Source organism: Pseudomonas sp. Choline-02u-1, assembly GCF_002836515.1.
GTDB lineage: Bacteria > Pseudomonadota > Gammaproteobacteria > Pseudomonadales > Pseudomonadaceae > Aquipseudomonas.
Genome location: NZ_PJBC01000065.1, coordinates 630779 through 642407, shown reverse-complemented (window position 1 = coordinate 642407; position 11629 = coordinate 630779). Strand labels below are relative to the sequence as shown.

The 11629-nt window shown below is 61.3% G+C and carries 10 protein-coding genes; 1 reads left to right on the top strand and 9 read right to left on the bottom strand.

The features are described from left to right. Nucleotides 1-77: 77 nt before the first annotated feature. From CXF97_RS24615 to CXF97_RS24605, 3 genes are read right to left on the bottom strand one after another with little or no spacing between them, the layout of a single operon-like run. Nucleotides 78-755, bottom strand: a complete 678-nt coding sequence (locus tag CXF97_RS24615) for a GNAT family N-acetyltransferase (RefSeq protein WP_101161778.1) — start codon at nt 753-755, stop codon at nt 78-80. A gap of 12 nt (nt 756-767) precedes the next feature. Beyond that, nucleotides 768-1214 carry a GNAT family N-acetyltransferase gene (locus CXF97_RS24610; RefSeq protein WP_101161776.1) on the bottom strand — a complete coding sequence of 149 codons (447 nt, stop codon included), beginning with the start codon at nt 1212-1214 and terminating at the stop codon, nt 768-770. Nucleotides 1215-1224: 10 nt separating this feature from the next. Then, a complete protein-coding gene (locus tag CXF97_RS24605) occupies nt 1225-1848 on the bottom strand; it encodes an FMN-binding negative transcriptional regulator (RefSeq protein WP_101161774.1) in 624 nt (207 codons plus the stop codon). Nucleotides 1849-1941: 93 nt separating this feature from the next. Here CXF97_RS24605 and CXF97_RS24600 point away from each other — a divergent pair, with 93 nt between their 5' ends. Then, a complete protein-coding gene (locus CXF97_RS24600) occupies nt 1942-3495 on the top strand; it encodes a PLP-dependent aminotransferase family protein (RefSeq protein ID WP_101161772.1) in 1554 nt (517 codons plus the stop codon). Between the two features lie 51 nt (nt 3496-3546). Here the strand turns inward: CXF97_RS24600 and CXF97_RS24595 are convergent, their stop codons facing one another. The 6 genes from CXF97_RS24595 to aspA all read right to left on the bottom strand — a co-directional run bounded on the left by CXF97_RS24595 (nt 3547) and on the right by aspA (nt 11573). Continuing rightward, nucleotides 3547-4641, bottom strand: coding sequence for a polyamine ABC transporter substrate-binding protein (locus CXF97_RS24595; RefSeq protein WP_101161770.1), 1095 nt, complete (start codon nt 4639-4641; stop codon nt 3547-3549). Continuing rightward, on the bottom strand, nt 4638-5663 hold the full coding sequence (locus CXF97_RS24590) for a histone deacetylase family protein (protein ID WP_101161768.1): 1026 nt from the start codon (nt 5661-5663) through the stop codon (nt 4638-4640). Before CXF97_RS24590 ends, CXF97_RS24595 begins: the two co-directional genes overlap by 4 nt. Before the next feature lie 204 nt (nt 5664-5867). After that, nucleotides 5868-6860, bottom strand: coding sequence for an AraC family transcriptional regulator (locus CXF97_RS24585; protein WP_101161766.1), 993 nt, complete (start codon nt 6858-6860; stop codon nt 5868-5870). A gap of 166 nt (nt 6861-7026) precedes the next feature. Next, a complete protein-coding gene (locus tag CXF97_RS24580) occupies nt 7027-8031 on the bottom strand; it encodes an asparaginase (protein ID WP_101161764.1) in 1005 nt (334 codons plus the stop codon). A gap of 169 nt (nt 8032-8200) precedes the next feature. Then, nucleotides 8201-9649 (bottom strand): sodium:alanine symporter family protein, encoded by a 1449-nt coding sequence (locus CXF97_RS24575; protein WP_101161762.1) that lies wholly within the window; start codon nt 9647-9649, stop codon nt 8201-8203. A gap of 499 nt (nt 9650-10148) precedes the next feature. Beyond that, nucleotides 10149-11573, bottom strand: a complete 1425-nt coding sequence (gene aspA, locus CXF97_RS24570) for an aspartate ammonia-lyase (RefSeq protein ID WP_016772472.1) — start codon at nt 11571-11573, stop codon at nt 10149-10151. Between the last annotated feature and the right edge of the window lie 56 nt (nt 11574-11629).

Genomic DNA, 11629 nt, shown 5'->3' with positions numbered 1-11629 from the left:
AGCGGCTGCTCATTCACCGTTTGCAGTGACTGACACACTGCCTTCGCGAGCAAGCCCGCTCCCACATTGAAGTACTGTCAGGTGCAGCTACGGCATCCGGCCAAGCTTTTGAGTTGGCCGCCAGGCGACTGGTTTTCATCGCTCAACCAGCGCTCGAACCCGGCACCAATCGCCGGCCATTCCGCATCCAGAATCGAATACCACGCGGTATCGCGGTTCTGCCCCTTGACCACCATGTGCTGGCGAAAAACCCCTTCAAAGCTGAAGCCCAAGCGCTCGGCCGCGTATTTGGAGCGGGCGTTGCCGTTATTGCACTTCCATTCCAGGCGCCGGTAACCCAGCTCGAACGAATACTTGGCCAGCAGGTACACCGCCTCGGTGCTTTTCGGCGAGCGCTGCATTGGCGCGCCAAAGGTGACGTGGCCGATTTCGATGCGGCCCTGCGCCGGAACGATCGACATCAGGCTGAGGATGCCCTGCACCTGATCGGTCGCACGGTCGATGACGCTGAAAAAATACGGGTCGCTGTTGGCCGCATGATTGTTCAGCCAGTCGTTGAATGCACTGCGCTCGCGGAACGGACCGTAAGGCAGATAATCCCAGAGTTTCGGATCGGCACCGGGGCCTTCAAGTGCGGCGTACAGTTGCTCGGCATGCCGCGCGGGGTCGAGTTTTTCCAGGCGAATGAAGCGGCCTTCGAGCAGGGTGGCGGAGGGGGCGGGGGCGCCTTTCCAGTCAGCGAGTGAAGCGCTCATGTGCGCGTCTCCTTAAAGGGCTTTACGAAACTGGATGAAACCTGGACGTTCGGCAATACGCTCATAGAGCTGGATCGCCGTGGCATTGGTTTCGTGGGTCAGCCAGTGGACTTTGCAGCAACCATCGGCCTTGGCGGTAGCGTAGACGTGCTCGATCAACAGCCGACCGACGCCGGTGCCGCGTGACTCGGGCACTACCAGCAGATCCTGCAGATAGCAGGAGTTTTCAATACTCCAGTTCGAGCGGTGATAGATGTAATGCACCATGCCCAACGCTTTGCCATCGGCCCAGGCAAGGGCCGCGTGAGTCGGCTCGTTCGGATCGAGAATGCGCTGCCAAGTGCTCTGGGTGACGGCGTCTGGCAGTTCGGTGTTGTAAAAGCGCAGGTAGGCCTGCCACAGCGGCAGCCAGGCGGCGTGGTCATCGGCGCTGACCGGGCGGATATCGATCTGGGTCATACGGTTTTCCTTAACGCATCAAGCGGGCGAGGGTTTGATCGTTGGCGTCAGGGCTGGCGACGAGGCCTTCGCGCACCCCGGCAATGTCTTCGGCGCTGCGGTTCTGGCTGAGCTTGCGTTTGCCTTCGAGGCGGTCGATGGGAATGGCAAAACCGACGATGGCTTTGAGCATGCCATCGATGTAATCGGCCGGCGCATCGTCGACCGACCACGGCTGGGCGCGGCCCGCTTCGTGGCGGTCAGTGAGGGTGCTGACGATGTCGAGCAGACGCCCGCCATCGCTAAAGGTTTCGGCATGGCCGTAGGCGTGGACAGCGATGTAGTTCCAGGTCGGCACGACTTTGCCGTGTTCGGCTTTGCCCGGATAGAAGCTCGGGCTGACATAGGCATCCGGGCCGGCGAAGATCAGCATCGCCTCGGCGCCGTCGCGCAGGTCTTTCCACTGCGCATTGGCCTTGGCCAGATGGCCGTAGAGCGTGCCGTACTCGCCCTGTTCGCGATGCAGCAGCACCGGCACATGGCTGGCTTGCAGCCCGTTCTCACCGTGGCTGACCAAAATGGCCAGGCGAGTGGCCAGGATCAGTTCGTGCAGTTGGGACAAGTCTTCGATGGCAAAGGCGCGTGGTGTGTACATGGACAGATTTTCCTTGGCGAATGCCTGCATCCTAGGCAGGCTATTGGTCTGTTGTAAGAGCCATTGCCGAGCCATTTGATAGGTCCATTTTCCATGCCTGATCTGCCGCCACTGTCGATGCCTTTCAATCCTGCCGGGATCGAGCTTGATCGCCGACTGGGCCTGAGCCGCCAGCTCTACCAGGCGTTGCGCTTGCGGGTGCTTGATGGGCGTCTGGCCAGTGGCACGCGACTACCGGCCAGCCGCGATCTGGCATCAGCCCTGGGAATTTCTCGTAACAGTGTGGTGCGCGCCTACGATCAGTTGTATGCCGAGGGGTTCATCGAAGGGCGCGTGGGTGACGGAACCTACGTCGCACAATTGGCTCAGGCATCAACCCCGAAGAAAAAACTATCCACAAATTCATCCACAGGCTTGTCAACAGGCTTACCCACAGCTTTATCCACAAATTGGCTGGATTTGCCTGTAAATCCATCCAGCAGAGTTATCCACAACGGCGGACTTTCCCGTATCGAAAAGCATCATATGGCTCAACCGCCAAGCGGTCCGCCGCGAGCTTTTCGGGTAGGCGTGCCTGCGTTCGATCTGTTCCCTTTCGAGGTCTGGGCCAAGCTGAGCGCGGCTTTCTGGCGCAAACCGGATTTGCAGCAGCTGTGTTACGGCGACCCGGCCGGTGATGCGCGACTGCGTGGCATGATCGCTGCCTATTTGCGCAGTTCGCGGGGCATGCAGTGCACGGCTGAGCAAATTGTGATCACCAGTGGCGCGCAGCAGGGCATCAGCCTTTGTGCACAGTTGCTGGTCGAGCCTGGAAACGGTGTGGCGATGGAAAATCCAGGCTATCGCGCCGCCGGACATGCCTTCGCCGTAGCGGGAGCAAAATTGCATGGCGTGGCAGTAGACAGCGATGGCATCGATTGCAGCACCATGGCTCAGCTCAGCGACTGCCGTGTAGCCTACGTCACGCCGTCTCATCAATACCCCACTGGCGTGGTGATGAGTCTGGCCCGGCGTCTGGAATTGCTGGCCTGGGCCGAGCGTGTCGACGGCTGGATCGTCGAGGATGACTACGACGGCGAGTACCGCTACACCGGCGCCCCGTTGGCGCCGTTGGCGGCACTTGATCGTCAGGGCCGGGTGCTTTACGTCGGTACGTTCGGCAAAGTGGCGTTCCCGGCGCTGCGCCTCGGTTATCTGGTACTGCCGCCAGGCCTGGTCGAAGCGTTTTCGCAACGCCGTGCCGTCGATGTGCGGCATTCGGAAGTCAGCACGCAAGCGGTGATGGCCGAATTCATGGCGGCCGGGCATTTCCAGCGACATATTCGCCGCATGCGTCGGGCTGCGCTTAGCCGGCGCAACTGCCTGCTCGAAGGCTGGCCGACGGCGATCGCCGGTGTCGGTCAATTGCCCGCCGTTCCTGCCGGCCTGCACCTGACCGTGGCCGTGGACAGCATCGAGCGCGAGCAACAGTTGATCGCTCAGGCTGCTGCCGTCGACGTCGAGATCAACGGCCTGAGCACATACTGGTTACCCGACTCGACCACGCCCATGCAGCAGCGTGCCGGGCTGGTGCTGGGTTTCGCCGCCGTGCCGGAGGCGGCGATCAAAGCGGCACTGGCCCGGCTGCGACAGGCGTGGCAGGGATGAGCCGACAACGCCTCGCAGGCTGGATGAGTATCAAGTTGCGAGGCGGTGGTTTCACGTCCCCGATTTGATTTTGGTCCAGGCCCGCGTCCGCGCGCGTTCGGCGTCCCGCGGCAGCGGTTGCAAGGTGTAGAGCGTGCTCATTGCCGCATCGGTCGGGTACAGGTTCGGGTTGTTGCGAATGGCCGGATCGACCAGGCCGGTGGCGTCCTTGTTCGGGTTGGGGTAGCCGACAAAATCGCTGACCGGGGCGATCACCGCAGGTTGCAGCAGATAGTTGATGAAGGTGTAGGCGTCCTCGGTGTTCTTCGCGCCCTTGGGAATCGCGAGCATGTCGAACCAGATCGGCGCACCTTCCTTCGGCAGACGCATATCGACCACCACGCCGTTCTTCGCTTCCTTGGCGCGGTTGGCCGCCTGCGAGAAACTGCCGGAATAACCGACAGCCACGCAGATGTCGCCGTTGGCAATGTCAGCCATGTACTTGGAGGAATGAAAGTACGTCACATAAGGGCGGATCTTCATCAGCAACGCTTCAGCCCTGGCGTAATCGGCCGGGTTTTTGCTGTTGGGGTCGAGTCCCAGATGTTGCAGGGCCAGCGGCAGAATCTCCGACGGTGAGTCGAGCAGGGCGACGCCGCACTGCTTGAGCTTGCTGATGTTCTCTTCCTTGAAGATCAGGTCCCAACTGTCCACCGGCGCGTTGTCGCCCAGAGCTGCTTTGATCCTGGCGGGGTTGAAGCCGATCAGGATGGTGCCGTACATGTATGGCACGGCAAATTTATTGCCCGGGTCATTGGCCTCGATCAGTTTCATCAGTTTCGGATCGAGGTGATTCCAGTTCGGCAGCTTGCTGCGATCCAGCGGCTGAAATACCCCGGCCTCGATCTGTTTGGCGAGAAACACGTTGGACGGCACCACCACGTCATAGCCGGAATTGCCGGTGAGCAACTTGGCCTCGAGTGCTTCGTTGGTGTCGAAGATGTCGTAGATCAGTTTGGTCTGGCTGTTCTGTGCCTTGAAGTCTTCCAGGGCCTTGGGCGTGATGTAGTCGAACCAGTTATAGACGCGCAGCGTGCGTTCTTCGGCGTGGGCGCCAACGCTCAGCAGGGCCGCGCACAGCGCCGAGGCGATCAGTCGCTTTTTCATTGTTCAAAACCTTCCAGCACGTTCACTGCGTTGATGCCGATTTCTTCTACCGCGTAGCCACCTTCCATGACGAACAGGGTCGGCTTGCCGAGGGCAGCGATGCGTTTGCCCATGGCCAGGTAATCCGGGCTGTCGAGTTTGAACTGCGAGATCGGGTCGTCCTTGAATGTGTCGACACCGAGCGAGACGACGATGATGTCCGCGCCGTAGCGGTCAATTTCGTCGCAGGCCTGGTCCAGCGCCGCGCTCCACACATCCCAGCCGGAGCCGGCCGGCAGCGGATAGTTGAAATTGAACCCTTCACCGGCACCTTCGCCACGCTCATCGTCATAGCCGAGAAAGAACGGAAACTCCGCTTCCGGATGGCCGTGGATCGAAGTGAAGAGTACGTCGCTGCGCTCGTAGAAAATCGACTGAGTGCCGTTGCCGTGGTGGTAATCGACGTCGAGAATGGCGACTTTCTGGTGGCCCTGATCGAGGAACGCTTGCGCGGCGATGGCGGCGTTGTTGAGGTAGCAATAACCACCCATCAAATCGCTGGCGGCGTGATGTCCCGGTGGGCGGCACAACGCGAAGGCCGCGCGTGCGCCACGCTGGATTTCTGCTTGCGCGGTAAGCGCCACTTGCGCCGCGCTGTAGGCCGCTTGCCAAGTGCCGGCGGTGATCGGCGCGCCGCCATCGAAGCTGTAGTAACCGAGCTGACCATGCAGGCTGGTCGGTTTTATCGCACGCAGGGTGCGCGCCGGCCAGGTGTAGGGCAGCAAATCGCCGTCGGTGTTGAACTCCGTCCAGCGATCCCAGGCGCCCTTGAAAAATTCCAGATAGTCGCGGCTGTGAATGCGCGCGATCGGTTCCAGGCCGAAATCCTTCGGCGCTTCGACCGCACCGAGGTTTTGCTTCTGCACGCGTTGCAGCACATGGTCGGCACGCGACGGCATCTCGAAGCACGGTTTGAGCTGGCCATCGATAAGTTCGCAGCGGCCATGGTGCAAGTGGTGATCGTCTGAGTAGATCGTCAGCATTTGTTGTTCTCCGCAAGGCTGATTCGGTGATCTTCAGTGTTGCGGCGCGGGGCAGATCGGGAAACGTTGTGAGCGGCCAAAAGGGGATCGATGTGGCCAAAACCTCTGACCGAAATTCGCCCCTCACAATCAAAAGATCGCAGCCTTCGGCAGCTCCTGCGGGATTGGTACAGGAGCTGCCGAAGGCTGCGATCTTTTGATTTATCAGGCTCTGAACTGACTCGGCGCCACGCCGCTCCAGCGCACAAACGCATGGCGGAAACTCGCGGTTTCGCTGAAGCCCAGCGTTTCGGCAATCCGATAGATCGGCAACAGATCCTCACACAACATCTGCTTGGCTCGCTCGAAGCGCAGTTCATCGAGCAGTTCCTGATAACTGCTGCCCATGTCTTTCAAATGCCGGCGCAAGGTGCGCGGTGAGCACTTCATCTGCTGCGCCAGACCTTCAAGTCCAGGCGCAGCGTTCAACTGCGCGCTGAGCAGCTGACGAATACGGCCCAGCCAGGCCTGACGTCCGGTGAACTCCAGATTTTGCTTGCGGCAGCGCTCGGCCATGGCCTGATGGGTGATCGCGTCGGCCAGCGGCAGCGGCTGATCGAGCCAGTGACGGTCGAAGGCGAAGGCGTTGTGCCTGGCCGAAAAGTGCAGCGGCGAGTGGAAGGGTACGGCGTAGCTGGCGCGGTAGTCCGGTGCGGCATGTTCGAAGCGCGTGGCGCGCAGCGGCAGCGCATGGCCGAGCAAGTCGTCGCAGATGACTTTCAATGAGACCAGACAGAATTCGGCATTGAACACCGCCATCGCCGGGCTTTCGCGATAGTCGGCGGCGACGAACCAGACCTGCTCGCCATCGTCTTCCAGGCTCAGTTCGAACAGCGTGCCCAACAGCGCCGGATAGCGGATCGCCAGACGCAAAGCGTCACCGAAGGTGGCACAGGTCAGCAGGGCGTAACCGAGCATGCCGTAACAGGACACGTGCATGCGTCGGCCCAGCTCAAGGCCGATGTCACGCTTGAGCGCGACCGCGTTGGTGCAGACCTGCATCTCCTGATGGGTGGTGATGCGCGTATCGGCCCGCTGCAGATCCGCCGCAACAATGCCGCTGCCAGCCAGCAACGCCTCGCTCGACAGGCCTTCGGCCTTGAACGTGTTGAGGATCAGCGAAACCGCATTGAGGGTAGTGAGGTGGGAGTGGAGCATGGGATCTTCCAGCCTGGAGGTGGCTGGCATGCAGCAATTTATATGCCGTACGCAGATCAAAATGTGGGAGCGGGCTTGCTCGCGAATGCGTCGTGTCAGTCGACATCGCCTTATCTGACACGCTGCCTTCGCGAGCAACCCCGCTCTCACAGAATCTTGCGTTGTGTCAGACCAACTCGCCGCACAGATCGAGTTCAATCAGCCGGCGCACTTCAGCATTTGCCAGCCCGGCACCGAGCAACCCATGCAACTTGCCGAACGCCGCTTCTCGCGTCATGCCGCCACCAGACAACACCCCAACACCGCGCAAACGGCTGCCCGCCTCATACACGTCCAGCTCAACCCCACCTTCATGGCACTGCGTAACCGCAACCACCACCACGCCGTTATCCCGTGCGCGGCCAAGGCTGGCGAGGAATTGCGGGTTGTCGCTCGGCCCGGTCCCGCTGCCGTAGCATTCCAGCACGAGGCCTTGAATGCCGCTGTCGAACAGGCTGTCGAGGGTCTCGGCGCTGATGCCGGGAAACAGCGGCAACACCGCGACTTTCGCCAGTTGCCTGGGCTGGTTGTAGCTCAGCGCGAGGGGAATCGACGGCGCCTTCACTCCACCGCCCTGACGCTCCAGACGTTTGAACGGATGGCGGCCGAAGCTGCGCACTTTCGCGCAGCGGGTCGGCGCCAGCAGTTCGCCGTGGAAGTACAAATGCACGCCCGGCGCCAGGCCTTGGCCGAGAGCGACCAGCGCGCCGCCGAGGTTTTCCCAGGCATCGCTGTCGGTCACACCCGCCGGCAGCATCGAGCCGGTGAAACACACGCGGGCATGCAGGCCGAGCAATTGAAAACTCATCGCCGCCGCGCTGTAGGCCAACGTATCGGTGCCGTGCAGGATCAGCACGCTGTCGCAGCCTTGCACATCCACGGCATCGACAACCGCCTCGCGCAGTTGCTGCCAGTAGGCGGGCGCCATGTTGGCGCTGTCGATCAGCGGCGACATTTCCCGAAATTGCCACTGCGGCACTACCAGCTCAGGCTGGCTGTGCAGGTAGTCGCGCATCCGCGCTTCGAAACCGGACGCCGGAGCCAGCCCGTTGGCGCTGGCCTGCATGCCGATGGTGCCACCGGTGTAAAGCACCATGACCTGTTGAGCGGCGGGATAGGAATTGGCAATCATCTGAGGTCTCCACAAGAGATGACACGTGGGAGCGGGCTTGCTCGCGAAAGCGGTGGGTCAGCTAAAGATATTTCCACTGATTCACCGTATTCGCGAGCAAGCCCGCTCGCACAGGTATTGCATCGCACTGTAACTGACGGGCGCAGGGGATGCGCCCGTCATTCACCTGTCAGCGTTGCGCTGCAGGGACGCCTTGCGGCGCAGTTTCGGTCTGACCCGCAGCTGCTGGCGGATTGACCGGCCAGGCATTGCGATCCAGATCCAGATCGGCGAATTTGCTGGAATCGAACACGGGCTGTTTGACGCCGGCGCGACGCTGCTCATCGTAGTCGCGCATGACGCGCAGGCCGACCTTGAACAGCATGGCCAGAGCCACCAGGTTGACGAAGGCCAGGCAGGTCATGGTGATGTCAGCGAAGGCGAACACCGTCGTCAGATCCTGCATCGAACCCCACACCACCAGCGCCAGCACCAGAGCGCGGAAAACCATCAGCGCGGCGCGGTTGCGGGTCAGGAACTGCAAGCTGTTCTCGCCCAGATAGTAGTTGTAGAGGATGCAGGTGAAGACGAACAGCGACAGCGCGACGCTGACGAACATGCGACCCCAGTCACCCACCACGGCGGCCAGCGAGTTCTGGGTCAGGACGATGCCGTCACCCTCGAAGCCCGGGGTGTAGAAGCCCGACAGCAGGATCAGCAGCGCGGTGCAGGTGCAGATCACGAAGGTGTCGAGGAACACACTGAAAGCCTGGACCACGCCCTGCGCGCCCGGGTGCTTGACGGCCGCTACGGCGGCGACGTTCGGCGCACTGCCCAGGCCTGCTTCGTTGGCGAACACTCCACGCTTCACGCCCATGACAATGGCGCTGCCGAGCAGGCCGGCGAAGGCCGGGTCAAGGCCGAAGGCGCTCTTGAAGATGGTCTCCAGCATGGCCGGTACCTGTTCGATCTGGGTGCCGATCACGTACAGGGTCACGCCGATATAGGCCAGGGTCTTGATGGGTACCAGCAGGTCGGAGACCGAAGCGATGCGCTTGATGCCACCGATAAAGGTGATGGCCAGCAGCACCGCCAGGACGATACCGGTGTGGCGTGGATCGAACTCAAAGGCGTTCTGCAGCGAATGCGTCACGGTGTAGGACTGCAGGCCAATGAAGGCGAAGCCGTAGGTGACCAGCAACAGAATGGAGAAAACCACCGCCATGCCTTTGAGCTTCAGCCCGTGCTGGATGTAGTAGGCCGGGCCGCCACGGTACAGGCCATCGCCATCGGCGCGCTTGTAGACCTGGGCCAGGGTGCATTCGAAGAAGCTGCTGGACATGCCGACCAGTGCGGTCACCCACATCCAGAACACCGCACCCGGACCACCGAGGGTCACGGCGATGCCGACACCGGCGATGTTGCCTGCACCGACGCGGCCGGCGAGGCTGAGCATCAAGGCCTGGAAGGAGCTGAGCTGCCCGGCGCTGCCTTTGAGGCTGTCGCGGAACACCGCGAACATGTGGAAGAAGTGGCGCAGTTGAACGAAACGCGAGCGAATCGTGAAGTAGCTACCGAGCCCGACAATGAGCACGATCAGTACTTTCCCTGAGAGGAAGTCGTTGATGACTTCGAGCATGGATTTTGCCTCGCTGTTTTTTGTGGGTGCAAATGCTGGATCGGAGAAACATCGTGTTACACCGGTCTGCGCGCGGCACGACGGGCGAGGCGAAGGTTTCGTCCCGGATCCATATCGCGGGTTTTGTTATTAGTTCGGGTTTCGCATGGGTTGTGGCCTCGTTACCGACGACCGCTCACGCGAAGAGGGGCGGCACTATACCGATCAGTGACGCGCCCGTCTGCACGGTAGTGGTGCAAGCGACGAAACGAGGGTGCTGCAAGATCAAAAGATCGTCCGATCGCGGCCCGAGCCTTCGGCAGCTCCTACAGGTGTACGCCAATCACTGTAGGAGCTGCCGAAGGCTGCGATCTTGGCGGTATCAAATACACAAAACATTTAACGTCCTGCCGCAAAGAAGTTAAAAAAAAGGGCTCGGGGACAAAATCCCCAAGCCCTCAAAAGGTGAGAGGTGTCTAGTCCCTCGACCTGGTGAGCGGTGCTACAAGTTCGCGTCGGCTCAGGCTTTGAGCGGAACCAGACGCGGGGCAATCATGTTTTCCGGGCGCAGGATGTCGGCGAGCATGGCTTCGTCGAGCAGACCTTCTTCGCGCACCAGTTCCAGCACGCCGCGGCCGCTTTCAAGGGCGATACGGGCGATGCGGGTGGCGTTTTTGTAGCCGATGTACGGGTTCAGTGCGGTGACCAGACCGATCGAATGCTCGACCAGTTCGCGGCAGCGCGCTTCGTTGGCGGTGATGCCGACGATGCAGTGCTCGCGCAGCATGTCCATGGCGCGTTGCAGCAGGCGGATCGAATCGAGGATCTTGAAGGCGATCAGCGGCTCCATCACGTTCAGTTGCAGCTGGCCGCCTTCGGCTGCCATGGTCAGCGCCAAGTCGTTACCGATGACCTGGAACGCGACCTGGTTCACGGCTTCCGGGATCACCGGGTTGACCTTGCCGGGCATGATCGAGCTGCCTGGCTGGCGCGCCGGCAGGTTGATTTCATTGATGCCGGTGCGTGGGCCGCTGGACAGCAGGCGCAGGTCGTTGCAGATCTTCGACAGCTTGACCGCGGTGCGCTTGAGCATGCCGGAGAACAGCACGAAGGCGCCCATGTCGGAGGTCGCTTCGATCAGGTCGGCGGCCGGTACCAGCGGTTGGCCGCTGATCAAAGCCAGACGTTGAACAGCCAGTGCCTGATAACGCGGGTCGGCGTTGATGCCGGTGCCGATCGCGGTGCCGCCGAGGTTGACTTCGGTCAGCAGTTCCGGGGCCAGCGTCTTCAGACGCGCGAGGTCTTCGCCCATGGTGGTGGCGAACGCGCGGAATTCCTGGCCGAGGGTCATCGGCACGGCGTCTTGCAGCTGGGTACGGCCCATTTTCAGGACGTGGTCGAACTCTTTGCCCTTGGCCGCGAACGCCTGAATCAGGCTGTCGAGGCTGGCCAGCAGCGCGTCGTGACCCAGCAGCAGACCCAGACGGATCGCCGTCGGGTAAGCGTCGTTGGTCGACTGCGCCATGTTCACGTCATCGTTCGGGTGCAGGTACTGATATTCGCCTTTCTCGTGACCCATCGCTTCGAGCGCAATGTTGGCGATCACTTCGTTGGCGTTCATGTTGGTGGAAGTACCGGCGCCACCTTGAATCATGTCGACCACGAACTCTTCGTGGTAATCGCCGCGGATCAATCGCGCACAGGCTTCGCTGATGGCAGCGTGCTTGGCTTCGCTCAGGTGACCCAGCTCGCGGTTGGCGTCAGCGGCGGCCTGTTTGACCATCGCCAGGCCCACAACCAGTTTCGGGTAATGCGAAATCGGAACGCCCGAGAGGCGGAAGTTGTTCACCGCTCGCAGGGTCTGGATGCCGTAATACGCATGGGCCGGTACTTCGAGGGCGCCAAGCAGGTCGGTTTCTGTGCGGAAAGATGCAGCGGAGGACATGATAGAAATCATCTCGATAAGGACCCGGTCTGTGCCGGAACGCTGCGAATGCTAGG